Origin of the sequence: Nocardioides sp. (genome assembly GCF_047602075.1) — a bacterium.
Taxonomy (GTDB): domain Bacteria; phylum Actinomycetota; class Actinomycetes; order Propionibacteriales; family Nocardioidaceae; genus Nocardioides.
Genome location: NZ_JASGIF010000001.1, coordinates 1,930,029 through 1,946,643 on the forward strand (window position 1 = coordinate 1,930,029; position 16,615 = coordinate 1,946,643).

Annotated in this window: 15 protein-coding genes and 1 riboswitch; of the genes, 7 read left to right on the forward strand and 8 right to left on the reverse strand. The window is 69.8% G+C overall.

Annotated features, from left to right (window positions below):
• Positions 1–625: 625 nt before the first annotated feature.
• Positions 626–1,810, forward strand: a complete 1,185-nt coding sequence (locus QM714_RS09725; RefSeq protein WP_415099893.1) for a DUF2157 domain-containing protein — start codon at positions 626–628, stop codon at positions 1,808–1,810.
• Positions 1,807–2,286 (forward strand): GDYXXLXY domain-containing protein, encoded by a 480-nt coding sequence (locus tag QM714_RS09730; protein ID WP_415099895.1) that lies wholly within the window; start codon positions 1,807–1,809, stop codon positions 2,284–2,286. The genes QM714_RS09725 and QM714_RS09730 overlap by 4 nt, the downstream gene beginning before the upstream one ends.
• 631 nt (positions 2,287–2,917) lie before the next feature.
• On the opposite strand, the gene QM714_RS09735 is transcribed toward QM714_RS09730, so the two are convergent.
• Genes QM714_RS09735 through thrC form a run of 3 tightly spaced genes read right to left on the reverse strand, consistent with a single transcriptional unit; the run spans position 2,918 to position 5,026 of the window.
• Positions 2,918–3,394, reverse strand: a complete 477-nt coding sequence (locus QM714_RS09735) for an OsmC family protein (protein WP_415099897.1) — start codon at positions 3,392–3,394, stop codon at positions 2,918–2,920.
• A 27-nt stretch (positions 3,395–3,421) separates the two neighbouring features.
• Complete coding sequence (locus QM714_RS09740; RefSeq protein WP_415099899.1) at positions 3,422–3,697, reverse strand: MoaD/ThiS family protein; 276 nt, start codon at positions 3,695–3,697, stop codon at positions 3,422–3,424.
• A gap of 33 nt (positions 3,698–3,730) precedes the next feature.
• Complete coding sequence (thrC, locus tag QM714_RS09745; protein WP_415099901.1) at positions 3,731–5,026, reverse strand: threonine synthase; 1,296 nt, start codon at positions 5,024–5,026, stop codon at positions 3,731–3,733.
• A 12-nt stretch (positions 5,027–5,038) separates the two neighbouring features.
• A riboswitch (SAM riboswitch) is annotated at positions 5,039–5,174 on the reverse strand.
• A 65-nt stretch (positions 5,175–5,239) separates the two neighbouring features.
• On the opposite strand from thrC, the gene otsB reads away from it, so the two are divergent.
• Positions 5,240–6,088, forward strand: coding sequence for a trehalose-phosphatase (gene otsB / locus QM714_RS09750; RefSeq protein ID WP_415099903.1), 849 nt, complete (start codon positions 5,240–5,242; stop codon positions 6,086–6,088).
• A 257-nt stretch (positions 6,089–6,345) separates the two neighbouring features.
• Positions 6,346–7,299 carry an LLM class flavin-dependent oxidoreductase gene (locus tag QM714_RS09755; RefSeq protein ID WP_415099905.1) on the forward strand — a complete coding sequence of 318 codons (954 nt, stop codon included), beginning with the start codon at positions 6,346–6,348 and terminating at the stop codon, positions 7,297–7,299.
• On the opposite strand, the gene QM714_RS09760 is transcribed toward QM714_RS09755, so the two are convergent.
• Positions 7,235–8,182 carry a LysR substrate-binding domain-containing protein gene (locus QM714_RS09760; RefSeq protein WP_415099907.1) on the reverse strand — a complete coding sequence of 316 codons (948 nt, stop codon included), beginning with the start codon at positions 8,180–8,182 and terminating at the stop codon, positions 7,235–7,237. The genes QM714_RS09755 and QM714_RS09760 overlap by 65 nt on opposite strands.
• Positions 8,183–8,274: 92 nt before the next feature.
• Here QM714_RS09760 and QM714_RS09765 point away from each other — a divergent pair, with 92 nt between their 5' ends.
• Positions 8,275–9,348 (forward strand): class I SAM-dependent methyltransferase, encoded by a 1,074-nt coding sequence (locus QM714_RS09765; protein ID WP_415099909.1) that lies wholly within the window; start codon positions 8,275–8,277, stop codon positions 9,346–9,348.
• 134 nt (positions 9,349–9,482) lie between these two features.
• On the opposite strand, the gene QM714_RS09770 is transcribed toward QM714_RS09765, so the two are convergent.
• Both QM714_RS09770 and QM714_RS09775 read right to left on the reverse strand, forming a co-directional pair.
• Positions 9,483–9,938, reverse strand: coding sequence for a LytR C-terminal domain-containing protein (locus QM714_RS09770; protein WP_415099911.1), 456 nt, complete (start codon positions 9,936–9,938; stop codon positions 9,483–9,485).
• A gap of 75 nt (positions 9,939–10,013) precedes the next feature.
• Entirely contained in the window at positions 10,014–10,307 is a 294-nt protein-coding gene (locus QM714_RS09775) for a DUF3263 domain-containing protein (protein ID WP_415099913.1), read from the reverse strand.
• 128 nt (positions 10,308–10,435) lie between these two features.
• On the opposite strand from QM714_RS09775, the gene QM714_RS09780 reads away from it, so the two are divergent.
• Both QM714_RS09780 and QM714_RS09785 read left to right on the forward strand, forming a co-directional pair.
• The gene (locus QM714_RS09780; RefSeq protein WP_415099915.1) at positions 10,436–11,884 is read left to right on the forward strand and encodes an alpha,alpha-trehalose-phosphate synthase (UDP-forming); all 1,449 of its coding nucleotides are present in this window, start codon (positions 10,436–10,438) and stop codon (positions 11,882–11,884) included.
• Positions 11,885–11,893: 9 nt separating this feature from the next.
• Positions 11,894–13,285, forward strand: a complete 1,392-nt coding sequence (locus tag QM714_RS09785) for an alpha/beta fold hydrolase (protein ID WP_415099917.1) — start codon at positions 11,894–11,896, stop codon at positions 13,283–13,285.
• A 21-nt stretch (positions 13,286–13,306) separates the two neighbouring features.
• On the opposite strand, the gene QM714_RS09790 is transcribed toward QM714_RS09785, so the two are convergent.
• On the reverse strand, positions 13,307–15,811 hold the full coding sequence (locus QM714_RS09790) for a hypothetical protein (protein ID WP_415099919.1): 2,505 nt from the start codon (positions 15,809–15,811) through the stop codon (positions 13,307–13,309).
• The gene (locus QM714_RS09795; protein WP_415099921.1) at positions 15,811–16,506 is read right to left on the reverse strand and encodes an ABC transporter ATP-binding protein; all 696 of its coding nucleotides are present in this window, start codon (positions 16,504–16,506) and stop codon (positions 15,811–15,813) included. The genes QM714_RS09790 and QM714_RS09795 overlap by 1 nt, the downstream gene beginning before the upstream one ends.
• Positions 16,507–16,615 lie beyond the last annotated feature (109 nt).

The following is a 16,615-nucleotide window of genomic DNA, read 5'->3' on the forward strand; positions in this document are numbered from 1 at the left end:
TTCCTTCACGGTCTGCAAACTTGGGAAGGACCGGCTCGTTGCCCGCGACGGACGACCAGGCCGCCCGACAGACCCTTCCCGCCGGCGCTGCTGGCCTCAACTCCCCAGTCCGGTGAGTTGTCACTCTCCTGCCGAGAGTGCCAACGTCATGTTTAGCACTCGCACCCTTCGAGTGCAAACGCCGGCCCGTCTCCCGGCGGGATAGTCACCTCCGTTCTGGCAGTCCGGACGCGCTCTGGGCAACCAGAATCGACGCAAGGGGTCCCGCCAGCGGGGCGAACGCCGGCTGACCGCCCGGACCTGGGAGCCCGGACCTGCGAGCCCGGACCTGCGAGCCCGGACCTGGGAGCCCGGACCTGGGAGCCCGGAGGCGATGCATGCCCGAGCCCCTGCCCGCGCTGACACTCGATGCCAGACAACCGACGAGGAGACCTGGAGAAACGACGCCGCGCTCACCCTCTGCGACAACAGCGCCGAGCGGGCTCACCTGACCGCTCGGCGGGACCGAGCACGGATACTCAGTCAGGATTGAGTGCCCCGCGACTGATGACGAGCGTCTGGCGGGGAGCACGATGGAAGCATGTCGACGACCACTCCCGTGGGGCCACCCCCTGCGCAACCGTCTATGACCGTTCATCCGGTCACCCCGCGCACGCTCGACTGGCTGCGCACCGAAGTCGGACACTGGTCCGCCGAGGGACTGGTCAGCGGTGACCAGGCCACCGCGATCCTGGGTCGCTATCGGGCCTCGAGGAGGTTCGGCCTCGCCGGGCTGGTGCTCACCTTGGGCTCGATCTTCGTCGGGACCGGCCTGATCTGGCTGGTCGCGTCCAACCTCGACTCGCTGCCCCCGATCGCTCGCTTCCTCGTCGTCGCGGCCTTCTGGATCGCGGTCACCGTCCTCGGCGAGTGGCTCGCGACGCAGCGCGAGCACAGCGGCACCATCCCTTCGCCCGTGGTCGCCGCTGCCCGCCTGCTGTCCGCTCTGTTGATCGGTGCCGTCATCTTCCAGGCCGCGCAGTCACTGCAAGTGCCGGCCTACGAGCCGAAGCTGGTCGGCCTCTGGGGAGCCGCCGCGCTCGTGCATGCCTATCTGATGCGCACCCAGATGCCACTCACCGTCGGCATCGTGGCGCTGACCGTCTGGTTCATCTGGCAGACCTCGACCAACGTGGAGAGCTTGGCCCAGCTGGTCATGTCACTGATGGCCGCCGGTGTGATCGGGGTCGCGCTCGGCACCCTGCACCAGAGGTTCTGGCCTTCCTTCGCGGCTGCCTGGCGTGAGGCCGGCGCCGCACTGCTCCTGGTCGGGCTCTTCGCCTCTGCCATCCCAGGCCTGGACGGCGACAGCTGGCACCCGTCGGCCGTCCTCCTGGTCGGCGTCGTAGTGGCGGTGCTGGCGGCGGTCGCGAGCGCCGTGCTCGCCTCCGACCGCACCGCGCTCGAACCGGTGGCCGCTCTCGCCGTCGGCCTGGTCGCCGTGGTGCTGGCCCTGTGGCAGCCACCCGCCGAGGAGTCCCAGGTCACCCTGGGTGACTGGCTGCATGCCGCTCTGGCCGTCGTGGTCTACGTCGTGGTCTCCGCAGGCGTGGCGGCGCTAGGCGTGCTGCACGACTCCTGGCGACTCACCGCACTGGCGACGGCGGCGCTGGTCGTCTTCACCACCTTCCAGAGCTTCGCGGTGTTCGCCCGGATCATGGAGGGCGCCTGGCTGTTCGTCCTGCTCGGCCTGATCTTCCTGGCCACTGGCTTCGCCGCCGACCGAGCCCGACGAGAGCTCGTCGCATCGTTGGAAGGGGAAGCCCGATGAGGACTCCACTCCGCGTCACCGTCGTCGTACTCGCCCAACTGCTGCTGGTCGGAGTCGCCGTCCTCCCCCAGCTCTCGGCCAGGGCGACCGGCGAGGAGTATCTGTTCCGGGTGCAACTCGTCGATCCGATCGACCCTTTCCGTGGCGCCTACGTCGCCTTGGCCTATCCCGATCTGGACCCGCGTGACAACCGAGCCGGCGACAGCAAGCGGGAGGCGGGCACCGTCTACCTGAACCTGGTCGAGGACAACGGTGTCTGGCGCACCGACGAGATCGCCACCGAGCGTCCGGACGCGGGACCCTATCTACGCTGCCACGACAGCGGCTGGTCGCTGGACTGCGGCATCGACAGCTACTTCCTCCCGCAAGACAAGGCCGCCGCCTTCGAGAAGTTGGTCGCCGCGGGCGACGCCGTCGCTCGGGTCCGCATCGACGGCCGCGGCGACGCCGCCCTGATCGACATCGCGCGCCGCTGACCCAGGTCGCTGGCCGATTGCGTCGCCGTGGGTCGCAGGTGCTTGCCCCGGGTTGCGGGTTTGCCGGTGGTGCTGGCCGACAGCAGCGACGGGATCAGGTGGCCGGCGGCTGGGGTTGCTGTCCGGGTCGCTGGTGCTGCTCGGCTCTCGCGGTGCCGATGGGCGTCTGCCGCGGTCTTCTTGCGTCTGCCGCGGTCTTGTGGTGGCAAAGTGCCCCGTATACCGGGTCCCAACCCACTACAGCACCGCGGGAGACAGGTCGGGGCCACCACAGCACCGCGGAAGAGGGCTGCTCGGCCCACCAGGGCGCGGGAGAGGGGCTCCTGGGGTCGTGGTGTTGCGGTTTGGGCCCAAACGGCAACGAAACCGCGATCCGGGATGTCGTTTGCGGCCAGTCGGTGGCCCCATCCCGGAGCTCATCATCTGCTGCGTTCCCAGGGGCCACCAGCGACCAGCAACCGGCAGCGCAGCCGCAAGCCGAGCACCGCTCTCCCGGTTGCTGCCCTGTCGGACGCAACCCCCGATCACCAGCAACCCGGCAATCGACAAGGACACCGAGCGCTGCGTGTCCGATCGCTGCCTGGTCAGCCCGCCGGCACACTCACCCGAGCGCCAGCCCGCGGCTCAGCCATCAGCCCCGGGAGCCCGGCGCCACGGTGACAACGGGCTCGATGTCGACGGGGAAGTTGACCGAGGCGGCGATGAAGCAGGCCTCGTGGGCGTCGTGGTGGATCCGGCGGGCGGTCTCGACCATGTCGGGAGACGCCACCGTGACCTGGGGCCGCAGCAGGACCCGGGTGAAGCGACCACCGATGCCCTCTTGGGTCATGGTGCCGACGGGCTCGTCGGAGTACGCCGTCACGACCACGTCGTTCACCACCGCGATATGCAGGTAGCTCAACAGATGGCACTGGCCCAACGCGGCGACCAGCATCTCCTCCGGGTTCCACCTCGCGGGGTCACCGCGGAACGGCTTGTCCGCCGAGCCGTCGATGGCCGGCTTGCCGTCCGACTCCAGCAGCACCTCACGCCCGTAGTCCCGGTAGCCATTGGTCCCCGCACCGCGGTTGCCCTGCCAGGTGAGCCGCAGCAGATAGGAGTGCTCCACGCCGCCAGGGTACGGCGACGGGCGGGGTCAGCCGCCGGCCACCGCCGGGATGATCGAGATCTTGGTGCCGTCCGGCGTGCCCGTGGCGAGGTCGTCGAGGAAGCGGACGTCGTCGTTGCCGACATAGACGTTCACGAACCGGCGAATCGCCCCCGACTCGTCCAGGATCCGCTCCCGGATCCCGACGAACCGGGCCTCCAGGTCGTCGAGCACCTCGGCCACGGTGCCCCCATCGGCACTCACCTCGGACTCACCGCCGGTGTAGCTGCGCAGGATGGTCGGGATGCGGACGCTGACACTCACGGGTGCTCTCCTGTGGCTCGACGGGTAGGTGACTCAGGCGATGTCGGTGGCGGCGAAGGCGGCGTACGACGGCTCGATCACGGCGGCCGGGCCGACCCGGTCGGAGACCGCGTCGAGGGTCTTCAGACCCATGCCGGTGTTGATCACGACGGTCTCGAGAGTCGGGTCGAGCTGGCCGGTCTCGACCAGCTTCTTCAGGCAGCCGACGGTGGTGCCGCCCGCCGTCTCGGTGAAGATCCCCTCGGTGCGGGCCAGCAGGATGATGCCGTCACGGACCTCGTCGTCGGTGATGTCCTCCACCGCTCCGCCGGTGCGGCGGCAGATGTCGAGGACGTACGGCCCGTCGGCGGGGTTGCCGATCGCCAACGACTTGGCGATGGTGTCCGGCTTCACCGGGCGGATGACCTGGTGGCCCTCTTTGAAGGCGGCGGAGACTGGCGAACAACCGGTCGCCTGGGCGCCGTAGATCTTGTAGGGCTTGTCCTCGACCAGGCCAAGCGCGATCAACTCCTGGAAGGCCTTGTCGACCTTGGTCAACTGGGAGCCGGACGCCACCGGGATGACGACCTGGTCGGGCAGCCGCCAACCGAGCTGCTCGGCGATCTCGTAGCCGAGCGTCTTGGAGCCCTCGGCGTAGAACGGGCGGACGTTGACGTTGACGAACGCCCACCCTTCCTCCTCGCCGGCGATCTCCGAGGCGAGTCGATTGACGTCGTCGTACGTGCCGTTCACCGCCACCAACTGCTCGGTGTAGACCGCGGAGTTGATCTGCTTGGGCTGCTCGAGGTTGCTCGGGATGAACACGACCGTCTTGATGCCGGCCCGGGCGCCGGCGGCCGCGACCGCGTTGGCGAGGTTGCCGGTCGAGGGACAGGCGAAGACCTTCGCATCCAGCTCACGCGCGGCAGACAGGGCGCACGCGACGACGCGATCCTTGAAGGAGTGGGTGGGGTTGGTGGAGTCGTCCTTGACCCAGAGCCGATCGATGCCCAGCGCGGCTCCCAGGTTGTCCGCCTGCAGCAGGCGGGTGAAGCCCGGCTCGGTGTTGGGGCTCTCCGTGATGTCGGTCGGCACCGGCAGCAGCGCCTGGTAGCGCCAGATGTTCGGTGGCCCGGCCTCGATCTGCTCACGAGTGATCGCCGGGAAGTCGTAGGAGACCTCTAGCGGCCCGAAGCACTCGGGGCAGGCGTAGTGCGGCCCGAGCTCGCGCCGGTTGCCGCACTCGCGACAGGTCAGCCCGGTGGCGTAGCCGAACGCACCGTCGCGCAGGCCCTCGGCTCGGACGGCCTCGCTCCCGGTGGGACAGTCGTCGACCAGCACGGCGCTCATGGGGATTCCTCCTCCTCATCTATCCCTCGGCGTCGATCGCCGTGGGCCGGATTTGGCACCGTCTCCACGTCCGCGTCGGTGACGCGGGAGGCTCGTGGCGGTTGCCGGGACGTCGTCGGGCCGTTCCCTCGGTCCCTCGTGATGAGCTGCGCTCAGCCTAGTTCCAGCCGTCTCACGATGCGTACTCCATATCCACGATATGGACATGATGGGATGAGGCACGTGGAGTTCACCTCGGTAGCCGCGCGAGAGCGGTACGACGCCTTCGTGGCCGCCGCTTCCCAGGCCGTGGTCGGCCTCGACATGGACGGCACGCTCGCGCCCATCGTCGACGACCCTACCCAGGCCTACAGCCACCCCGATGCACCAGCGGCGCTGATCGGCTTGGCGCCGTACGTCCGAGCGCTGGCCGTGGTGACCGGGCGCCCCGCCCGCCAGGCCCTCTCGCTCGGCCGGCTCGACGAGGTGGGCGATGCCCTGAGCGCTCTGGGACGCGAACTGTTCGTCTTCGGCCACTACGGCAACGAGCGGTGGAGCTCGGCTGCCCGGCGCATCGTCTCGCCCCGCCCACCGCATGGTCTCGCCTCCTTCGAGGCGGACATCGGCAGCGTGCTTCGCCGGGCCGAGGCCGCCGACGCGTTCGTCGAGGACAAGGGCCTCGCCGTGGCGATCCACACCCGTCGTTTGGCCGACCCGCAAGGCACCCTCGACCGCCTGGTCGGTCCGGTCAGCGAGCTGGCCCGCAACAACGGGCTCGCCGTCGAGCCAGGCCGGGCGGTGATCGAGGTGCGTGCTCCCGGCATGGACAAGGGTGACGTGTTGCGCTCGCTGGTCGCCGAGGTGGGCGCCGAGGCCCTCTGCTTCGGAGGCGACGACCTGGGAGACCTCGAGGCCTACGCCGCCGTCGAAGAGTTCCGCGCCCAGGGCATGCCGACCCTGCTCGTCTGCTCCGCCTCGGACGAGGAGTCGGCCCTCCGCGACCGTGCCGACGTCGTCGTGCCAGGACCACCCGGAGTCGTCGCCCTCCTCCGCCAACTCACCCAGGACGCCGCCACCCACTGAGCCAGCCAGCCAGCCCAGCTAGCGGACCGACCGGGGGTTTGCGGTGTGCTCGCGGGTTGCGGCCCTGCCGGGGAGGGAGGCCCCCGCCGGGCAACCACCCCTCCGCTCGCTGGCGCTCGCTCCGGGGGGCCAGGCCCATCCACGCCCTGGCGGGGGCCTCCCTCCCCGTCCGAGCCGCAGGAGCGCGACCGCACCGCAACCCCCGCGGCGTCCCACGCCCACTCACCGCACCTCGTGGCTATGGCAGAGTCAATCTCATGCAGGCGGCGGTTCACCTGCCCCAGATGGGCCTCAATGGCACGGTCCCGCGGGTCGATCGTGTCGTCGAGGTCGCCGCTGCGGCCCGGGATCTTGGCCTCGCTGCTGTCTCCGCCAACGATCACCTGGCGTTCTCGCGGCCCTGGCTGGACGGGCCGACGTTGCTCGCAGCCGTCGCCCGCGACGTCGATGGGCTCGAGCTCGCCACGACCGTCGCGCTCCCGGTGCTGCGGGGGCCGGCACAGCTGGCCGCGACCTTCGCCGGTCTCGCTGCTCTGGCTCCTGGTCGCGTCGTGGCGGGGTTGGGTCCGGGATCCTCACCGACCGACTTCGCGCTGGCCCGGACTCCCTTCGACGAACGGTTCACCAGGTTCGACGAGGCGATCGCGGTCATGCGTGACCTGCTCCGGGGTGGACCGGTGCCGGCCTCGTGGGGTGGCCCGCTTCCCGACGGGGTCCGGCCGGTGGGGAACACATCCGAGCCGATTCCGCTGTGGTTGGCCAGCTGGGGCTCGGCGGCTGGACTGCGCCGGGTGGCCCGGCTGGGAGACGGGTGGCTCGCGTCGGCGTACAACACCACCCCGGATCGCTTCGCCGACGCGGTGCACACCTTGGATACGGAGGCTGCCCGCCGGGGTCGCGAGGCGATCCCCGCAGCGTTGGCGACGATGTGGACTTGGATCACCGACGACGAACGCGAGGCACGCCAGGTCGTAGACGATCTATTGGCTCCGACGCTGGGCCGTGATCCGCAGGAGCTGGCCGGACGGGTATCTGTCGGGACGCCAGAGCGGTGTGCCGACCTGCTCAGCAGGTACGCCGCCAGCGGCTGCTCGCGCGTCTACTTCTGGCCGGTGCGCGACGAGGTCGCCCAACTGCATCGTCTGGTCACCGAGGTGCTGCCGCGAGTGCGTCCCGCGGCGCCCGCCGCCGGCCGGCAGTGGCAGCCCTGACCGCCTGCACGAACGCGGCGGTCGTGGGTGGGACCAGTGGGCTGTCGGGATGAGCGACGCCGACGTGTCGCGCCGGAGCAACGCCACGCAGCCCCCTGACCCGCACCCCCGCGACGTGCCGCGCCGCGGCCAGCCCGGGCACGACCGCGACGCCGAGCCCGGCTGCGACGAACGCCTGCACAGCGAGGTAGTCGTCGGAGGTCAAGGAGACGCGAGGCTCGAAGCCCTGTGACCGGCAGACGTCTCGGACGGGGACGAACCACGAGCTGCGGGAGCCACCCCCGACCCAGGTGTCCGCCTTCAGCTCTCGCACGGCGGGGTCCCGGTCTCGGGCCGCCAGCCGATGGGAGAGCGGGAGCAGGACTCGGTAGCGGTCGGTGAACAGCGGCACTGCCACCAGGTCGTCTCCCACCGGCTCCGACCCGAGCTCCCGACCGGCGAAGACCACGGCCAGATCCAGCTCACGCCGGTGCAGCCGCGGGAGGAGGCCCTGCATGTGGTCGTCGGTGATGGACACCGTCACCGCCGGCTGCTGGCTCCGAAGCCGCGCGATCGCCCGGGGCACGAAGGTCGCCAGCGCGGTGGGGAAGCTGCCCAACCGCAGCTGTCGGCTGCCGCGGCCGATGACCTCGTCGAGCTCACGCTCGGCTGCGGCCATCCGTGCCACCATGGCCTGCCCGTGGGCGACCAGCACCTGACCGGCTGGTGTCAGCTCGACGGGACGCAGGCCTCGAACCACCAGTTCGACCCCCACGTGGCGCTCCAACGCCGCCACGTGCTGACTCACCGCGGACTGGGTGATCGCGAGGGATGCGGCCGCCGCCGAGAAGCTACCTTCCGCGGAAACGGCACACAGCACTCGCAGCGCCGGCAGAGATCGCATAAGTTTCACTTATCAGAGTGTAGTGATTGCCCTGTTCGCTAATGCTTTTCTCTGCCTAGCGTGGCGGCTCCATCGACCGAAAGGCGGCCACCATGACTACGACCGAGACCACGCCACTGGACGAGCAGAAGCTGATGTCCTTTGTCTTCCGTGCCGTCGACGAGGTCGGCGCAACCCTCAACGCGGCCCTCGTCGTCCTCGGCGACACGCTGGGCTACTACCGCACCCTGGCCGCCGACGGGCCAAGCACACCCGAGGAGCTGGCCACGGCGACGAACACCGCGGTGCCCTATGCCCGCGAATGGCTCAACGCCCAGGCGGCTGGCGCGTTCGTGGAGTACGACGGCACCACCGGCCGCTACTCCCTCCCACCCGAGCAGGCGGTCGCGCTCACCGACGAGTCCAGCCCGGCCTACCTACCCGGCCTCTTCCAGATTGCCCTCGGCACCGTCAGCGACTCGCGAGCAGTGGCACTGGCCGCCCGACAGGGTTCGGGCATCGGCTGGCACGAGCACAACGCGGACGTGCACCTGGGATGCGAGCGGTTCTTCCGGCCGTCGTACCAGGCCTATCTGGTCGACAGCTGGCTGCCCGCCGTCGGCCTCGACGCGCAACTGCGCCAGGGCGCGCGCGTGGCCGACGTGGGGTGTGGCCACGGGGCGTCGACGATCCTGATGGCCCAAGCCTTCCCGCAGTCGAGGTTCGTCGGGTCCGACTACCACCCCGCGTCCATCGATGTCGCCCGGCAGCGTGCGGACGAAGCAGGGGTCTCCGACCGAGTCACCTTCGAGGTGGCCTCGGCGCAGGGGTTCGACGGTGAGCCGTTCGACATCGTCACCATGTTCGACTGCCTGCACGACATGGGCGACCCGGTCGGGGCCGCTCGGCACATCCACGACATGCTGCGGCCCGACGGCACCTGGATGATCGTGGAACCGATGGCCGGGGACCAGGTCGAGGACAACCTCAACCCGGTCGGACGCGCCTACTACGGCTTCTCCACCCTGCTCTGCACCCCTGCTTCACTGTCCCAAGAGGTCGGCCGCGCGCTCGGCACCCAAGCCGGTCCGGCCCGCATCCGCGAGGTCACCACGTCCGCAGGCTTCACCCACTTCCGCTCCGCAGCCGAGACCCCCTTCCACCGGGTCCTGGAGGTTCGCCGCTGACGCGCCGTTCGTGACGGTCCGGGTCCGGACGCGGCGGGGTTGCGGTGTGGTCGCGCTCCTGCGGCTCGGACGGGGAGGGAGGGCCGCAACCCGCGAGCGCACCACAACCCCGCACCACCGGGGCAAGGCTGAGCTCAGGCGGCGTCGGAGGTGAGGATGACGGTGAGTCGATCCATCTTCATCGGGGCGACGGCCGGCTGGAGGCGGCGGATGCCCAGGTCGAGCCCGAGCTGCTTGGCCTCGGTCTGGAGGCGCTTGGGGTAGTAGATCGTGGAGGCGGGGATGGTGCCGTACCAGTTGTCGGACCCGACGACCTGCCAGCCGATCCGCTGGGCCTGGGCGGCGACCTTGCCGGCGAGGCCGGTGATGCCGGAGTTGTTGTAGACCTCGACATAGATCCGGTCGCGGTGGATGGCGGGCTTCTTCGGCCTCTGCTTCCTGGCCCGCTGCTCACTCTGCGACGTGGAGGACGACGGGGCAGCGACCGGGGTGATCTCTCGCTCGGTCGGGGCCTGGTGTCGGGTGAGCACGAAGGCAAGACCGGCCATCGCCACCGCGATGACGGTGAGCATGACGACGGGCGAGGGCAAGGCTGCGCCTCGCTCGTCGCGGAGCCGCCGCATGCGACTCCGAACAGCCCCCCGCCGGCCCGGCACCAGGGCCACCTAGATCTCGAAGCCGAGCCGCCGCGCGGAGCGCTGCCGCTGGCGGGTGGCGCGCAGTCGGCGCAGCCGACGAACCAGGAGCGGGTCGGCCTCGAGCGCCTCCGGCTTGTCGATCAACGCGTTGAGCACCTGGTAGTAGCGGGTCGAGCTCATGTCGAACTTCTCGCGGACCGCGGACTCCTTGGCGCCGGCGTACTTCCACCACTGCCGCTCGAACTCCAAGATCTCCAGGTCGCGGTCGCTGAGCCTCGGCTGTTCAGAGGCCCGGCCGACGGCGGCGTGCGCGGCATCCATCGCAGCAGTGCTCCCGTGTGGTGTGGTGGTGTCGGACCTCTACTGTATGCGACGAACTACACCAGTGTCATTCGCCGAGGCGTTTCGCCCGGCGCGAGTCGCGACGCGGCGGCACGTAGGCTGAGGTCGTGACGACTGCCTCCTCGGGACAGCCGGCCGACGACCTCCAGGCCGACCTGGTCATCGTGGCCAATCGGCTGCCCGTCGACCGGGTGACCGAGCCCGACGGCGCCCAGTCCTGGCGGACCTCACCTGGTGGCCTGGTCACCGCGCTGGAGCCGGTGTTGCGCGCCAGCGGAGGCGCCTGGATCGGCTGGGCTGGCGGAACCGACCACATCGAGCCCTTCGAGCGGGACGGCGTACACCTGGTGCCCGTCCAACTCGACGACCAGGAGATCGAGGAGTTCTACGAGGGCTTCTCGAACGCGACCCTCTGGCCGCTCTACCACGACGTGGTGGCGCCGCCGCAGTTCCACCGTGAGTGGTGGGACTCCTACGTGCGGGTGAATCGGCGCTTCGCCGAGCGTGCCGCACAGGTCGCGACGGAGGGCTCGACGGTGTGGGTGCAGGACTACCAGCTGCAACTGGTGCCGCAGATGCTGCGCGAGCTGCGGCCGGACCTGCGGATCGGCTTCTACCTGCACATCCCCTTCCCGCCGACCGAGCTGTTCGTGCAGCTCCCCTGGCGGCGCCAGATCCTGGAGGGACTGCTCGGCGCCGACCTGATCGGCTTCCAGACCCCCGGCGGCGCGGCGAACTTCGTCCGCCTCGTGCGGCAGCGAGTCGGCCACCGCACGAAGAGCTCGAGCATCTATCTGCCCGACGGCCGGGTGGTCCGGGCGCGCTCCTTCCCGATCTCGATCGATGCCGCCGGCTTCGAGGAGCTGGCCCGCACACCCGGGGTGGAGGAGCGGGCGAAGGAGATCCGGGAGGCGCTCGGGTCGCCGGAGCATGTGTTCTTGGGCATCGACCGGCTGGACTACACCAAGGGCATCTACGCCCGGCTGCGGGCATTCGGCGAACTGCTCCGCGACGGCGACCTGACGGTCGAGGACGCCGTCTTCGTCCAGGTCGCCACTCCGTCCCGGGAACGGGTCGAGGAGTATCGCCGCCTGCGCGACGAGATCGACATGTTGGTGGGGCGGATCAACGGGGTGTACGGCGAGATCGGCAACCCGGCGATCTCCTATCTGCACTCCTCCTACCCCCGCGAGGAGATGGCCGCGCTCTATCGGGCGGCCGACGTCATGGTCGTCACGCCGTACCGCGACGGCATGAACCTGGTGGCGAAGGAGTACGTCGCCTGCCGCGTCGAAGAAGACGGCGCGCTGGTGTTGTCGGAGTTCGCCGGAGCGGCCCACGAGCTGCGGCAGGCGTGGCTGGTCAACCCGCACGACATGAACGGCTTGAAGTCGGTGCTCCTCGCTGCCAGCCGCGCCACGGCTCGCGACCAGACCCGACGGATGCGAGCGATGCGGCGCCAGGTGATGGAGCACGACGTCAAACACTGGGCTGACACGTTCCTCGGGCAGCTCAGCGCCGTGCCCGTCGAGGAGACCGCAGCTAGTCGCGGTTAGTTTGGGCACATGGATCTGATCCCCAAGCCCGGTCAGGTCGTGTCGGCGGCCGCCAATGTGGCTCATTCGGTGATGTACGGCGGTCTGGCCGATCTGCGCCCGATGCCTCGGAACCTGATCTACGACGGGACGCGGCGCGAGCTCTACCACTACCGGCCCGCCGAGGGGGTCTCGTCGAGCGGCGATCCCGTCCTCTTGGTGATGCCGCTCGCCGCGCCGTCGTACTGCTTCGACCTGCGCCGCGGTTGCTCGCTGGTCGAGCACCTGGTGCAGCAGGGCCGGCCGACCTATCTGGTGGAGTATGGCCAGATCTCCTTCGCCGACCGCCGGCTGGGCATGGAGCATTGGATCGACGAGGTCATTCCTGCCGCTATCCGGGAGACCTCGGCGCACGCGGGTGGCCGGCCGGTGCACGTGGTCGGCTGGTCGCTGGGCGGGGTCTTCGGGTTGCTCGCGGCGGCGGACCAGTCCGATCTGCCGATCGCGAGCGTGACCGCGGTGGGGACACCGTTCGACGTGCAGCAGGTCCCCCTGGTCGCGCCGCTGCGGCCGCTGCTCAACCTCACCGACGGCCGCGGCGCGATCACCCGCGCCTACCGCGCGATCGGCGGAGCGCCGACGCCGCTGGTCACCTGGGCCTTCCAGCTCGCCTCGATCCAGAAGCTGCTCACCAAGCCGCTCGCCGTCGCGGTGAACCTCGACGATCGCGACTACCTCGCCCAGCTCGAGGCGGTGGATCGGTTCACCCGGAACATGACCGCCTATCCCGGCCGCACCTTCGGCCAGCTCTACCACCGCTTCGTGAAGGGCAACGCGCTGCGCAGCGGCCAGTTGGAGCTGTCGGGACGGACCATCTCGGTCGCCGACATCACCGCGCCCGTGCTGGTGTTCGCGGGGGCGACCGACGGCATCGCCCCGGTCCGCTCGGTCGAGGTCCTCCTCCCGATGCTGACCGGCTCCCGGGAGGTGCGCTTCGAGATCGTGCCCGGCGGCCACCTCGGCATGCTCACCGGCCGGGCCGCCAGGGACACCACCTGGCGCGCGCTCGACGAGTGGATGGCCCAATGGGACGGCCAGGCAGTCCCCGCCAAGAGGACCTCCACCAAGAAGGCCGCTGCTGCCACGAAAGCGTCGGCCAAGAAGACGCCGGCCACGAAGGCTTCCACGAAGAGGGCGGCCGCGAAGAAGGCGCCAGCCAAGGCCCCCGCGAAGAAGGCGCCAGCCAAGAAGACGGCCGCTGCCAAGGCGCCCGCCAACAAGACGGCTGCGAAGAAAGCGCCAGCCAAGAAGGCCGCCACCAAGCGCGCACCGGCCAAGAAGGCGAGCTCCGACGGGGCCACGATCGGCACCAATCGCAGCCGCCGCTACGGCTCGGCCGGCTCCCGGTCGCTGAATCTGTAGTTGACCACGGGGATCACGTGGTCACGCCTCCGGACTGCCATGTAGCTCCGGCCTCAAGGCTCGCGCCGCCAGGAGCGCCGCGGCCGCCGTGCCGAGCACGCACGCGGTGAGGAGCGCGGCAATCTGGCTCCCGGGCAGCGAGATGACCCAGTAGCCCTCGAACCGCGGCACCGACGCCAACACGGGGAGCACCCCGGAGAGGACGCCGACTCCGAGACCAATGAGCAGGATCATCGCCTCCTGGTAGAGGACGCACTGACGGATCCATCTCGGGGGCACGCCGTTGGCGAGGAGCACGCCCATGATCGGCCGCAGCTCTGCGACCCGGCCGGCTGCGCTGATCGTGATCATCAACAGCGCCGTCACGGCGAGGAGCACGGCGGTGGCGGCCAAGCCCGTCGGCGGGATGGGCGGCGGTGGTTTCTGGTAGCCAGCGACCAGTTGCTCGTCCAGGCCCGCGTCGCGCAGGGCGGCCTGGATCTCGGACGCCAGCGAGTCCGGGGCGCTGGTGAGGATCAGCTCCCCCTCGCTGAGCGGGAGGTCGTGGCTCCGCGCGGTCGAGGTCAGGGTCATTCCGGCCACGCCTCGTGCCCAGTCCACTCGTGGCCAGTCAACACTCAGCGCCTTCAGTTCAGCCAGCGGCCTTCGTCGCCCCTCGAGGGTGAGCGCAACGGTGGCATCCCCTGGGGCTGCCGTCTCTCCCTCGGCGCGGTTGAGCCAGCGAACCAGGCCACCCGCGCGCAGCACGCTCCCGAACCGGTCTTCCCAGGCGTCGCCGAGCAGTGCCGCCGCCTGATCGACGCTGTCGACCGCCATCACATATTCCTCGTCGTTCGCGACGACGACATGGTGCTTGTCGTGGTCCTCGGGACTCAGAAAGCGAAGCTGGACCGCCTCTGCACGGTCCTCGAGATGCAGCGATCTCAAGGTCTGCAGTGCCTCGGGTGACGAGGGGGCGTGCATTCCCCCGTCAGGGCTGTAGATGATCACCTGGCCCGGCAGCACATCCGGGGTCTGTCGGGAGTCCATCGTGGCGATCATGGTGCTGAGCAGGATGGTGAAGGCGATCGAGCAGCCGACGGTGGCAGCGATCACCGAGACACCGGCCGATGCCGGCCCGGAGGATCGCAGTTGCCGGCCGCCCAGCCGCAGCCGGAAGTCGTCGTTCGGGAGCATCCGAGTCACTGCGGCGAGTGCGTCTGGGGCGAGTGCGGCGCCTAGCAGCACGCTGGCGGCGGCGAGCAGCATCGAAGCGGTGACTGATGAGGCGAATGGAAGCGCGGCCACGATGCCGAGGAATCCCAGCACCGCGACCCAGCGACGGATCTCTCGAATCAGTCTGCCGGTCCTGGGTCGACCCCGGCGCGTGCGTCTCCGGGCCGACACAGACCCCGTGCGCCACCGCCACAGCCCCGCGAACGCCGCCACCAGGCCGGCCATGGCCACCACGCCGCACCTGAGCAGCGGATCCCACGGCCAGACCAGGGGAGATAGCGGCTCCTTGTGCCACGTCTCCACGAGCGGCCTGGTCACAGCGGCGACAGCGGTGCCGATACCGACGCCGGCGAGCAGCGCCAAGACGAGAGATGGAAAGGTGGCACCCAGGGTCACTCCGGCGGCGGCGCGGGGAGGCACACCGACGTCGATCAGTTGGCGACGGTTCCCGAGGAGCTTGCGCCACAGCAATCCCAGCCACAACACCACGGCCAGCGCCGGCAGGCTGAGCGAGGGGATCGCGTAGGCATAGGGGTTGCCTCCATCCGCCGCGTCGTCGCGGCTATCGTCCACCACATCGGCCGCGCCGAACATGGACTGTCTCACGAGTGAGCGACGCACCGGCGCCCGCTGGGGGTGCGCCGCAGCGAACGTGTCCACCATCTCGCCGACTCTGGTGCCGTCCCACAAGACCACAGGCAGGGCCTCGACATCCGGGAACGCCCGAGCAGTCGTCGGCGGGACACTCGCCCAGGTGCCGCTGCCGATCAAGTAGATGGTCGTGTCCCCGGCGAAAGGACAGTCGGCCACCCCGACCACCGTCAAGTCCATCCGCGCGCTGAGGAGCGACACTCGAGCGCCGATCGCGGGAGCCCTCTCCGGGTCACGCATAGCCACCGTCACCTCGCCGGGCTGGTCGGCCCACTCACCCTCCTGCAAGAGATAGCGGCGCGGGTAGGGCTTCTGGGACCAGTCCCCCTCCCGCACGTCCACCCTGACCCCGTCCAGGTGGACCCCCATCACCGAGAGGGATGCGAAGAAGTTGGTGAAGCCCGCGGAACGCAGGCCGTCGGAGAGGGTCGCCAGCCCGTCGGTGCCCGGCTTGATGGCAGGGGTGCCGAATCCGATGCTGGCGCCATACCTACCCAGGTCGCGATCCAGCGCCTGACCGGGAGACACGACGAGGCTCTGCAGGACCAGATAGGCAGTGGTCACCACCAACGCCGCCACGCCTACGACGGCCGCGGCCCCCCACTTGCGGCGGTCCCTGGCCAGTCGAGCCGAGAGCCGCAATCCGAACGACGGCCGCATCAGCTCCCTGCCGCCCCGACCTCGGCACCCTCGAAGTGGCCGTCGACCATCTCGATGGACCTGCTCGCGTAGTTCCGGCAGTTCGGATCGTGGGAGGCGACCAGCACCGCTCTACCTGCCTCAGCAAGTTGCGCGAGGAGCTCGAAGAGCGCTCGGGAGTTGGTCGAGTCCAGGGATCCTGTCGGCTCGTCGGCCAGGAGCACACGGCGACCGCCGACTAGCGCTCGGGCGATCCCGACCCGCTGGCGCTGCCCGCCGGACATCTCCGCTGGACGACGGTCGGCCAGCCCGGCAAGACCGACCAGGGCAAGAGTCTCCTCCGCGTCGCGCCTGGCCTCCCCCGCCTTGACTCCGGAGACCTCCAAGGGAAGCGCTACGTTCTCCCAGGCGGACAACTCGGCGAGCAGATTGTCACCCTGGAAAACAACGCCAATTCGCCGCAGCCGTGCCTCGGCCGCGCCCTTGACGTCTGCGCTGCGGAGTTCGGTGCCGTCGACCAGCACCGACCCCTCATCCGGCTCGATCAAGCCAGCGAGCAGATGGAGCAGAGTCGACTTCCCCGACCCGCTGGCGCCATACAGGCAGACGAACTCGCCATCCGAGAGGGTCAACGTGACGCCGTCGACCGCCCGGATCGTCTCCACCGGGCTGCTGTAGGTCTTGACCAGCCCCCGCGCCTCCAGCAGATGACTCACCAAGATCAGCAACCCTCCTTGGCGTCCGATGCGAACTCACACTAACTGGTGTCCAGGGTTCAGCAGACGTGTCGTACGCACCAGTAGCCGCGCTCTAGCGAGCCGCGGA

Bases quoted from the DNA above. Each gene is read 5' to 3' on its own strand.
- QM714_RS09755 (WP_415099905.1), top strand. From the start codon at position 6,346: ATGCAGGCGGCGGTTCACCTGCCCCAGATGGGCCTCAATGGCACGGTC.
- QM714_RS09760 (WP_415099907.1), bottom strand. From the start codon at position 8,182: ATGCGATCTCTGCCGGCGCTGCGAGTGCTGTGTGCCGTTTCCGCGGAA.
- QM714_RS09765 (WP_415099909.1), top strand. From the start codon at position 8,275: ATGACTACGACCGAGACCACGCCACTGGACGAGCAGAAGCTGATGTCC.
- QM714_RS09785 (WP_415099917.1), top strand. From the start codon at position 11,894: ATGGATCTGATCCCCAAGCCCGGTCAGGTCGTGTCGGCGGCCGCCAAT.
- QM714_RS09790 (WP_415099919.1), bottom strand. From the start codon at position 15,811: ATGCGGCCGTCGTTCGGATTGCGGCTCTCGGCTCGACTGGCCAGGGAC.
- QM714_RS09730 (WP_415099895.1), top strand. From the start codon at position 1,807: ATGAGGACTCCACTCCGCGTCACCGTCGTCGTACTCGCCCAACTGCTG.
- thrC (WP_415099901.1), bottom strand. From the start codon at position 5,026: ATGAGCGCCGTGCTGGTCGACGACTGTCCCACCGGGAGCGAGGCCGTC.
- QM714_RS09775 (WP_415099913.1), bottom strand. From the start codon at position 10,307: ATGGATGCCGCGCACGCCGCCGTCGGCCGGGCCTCTGAACAGCCGAGG.
- QM714_RS09725 (WP_415099893.1), top strand. From the start codon at position 626: ATGACCGTTCATCCGGTCACCCCGCGCACGCTCGACTGGCTGCGCACC.
- otsB (WP_415099903.1), top strand. From the start codon at position 5,240: ATGAGGCACGTGGAGTTCACCTCGGTAGCCGCGCGAGAGCGGTACGAC.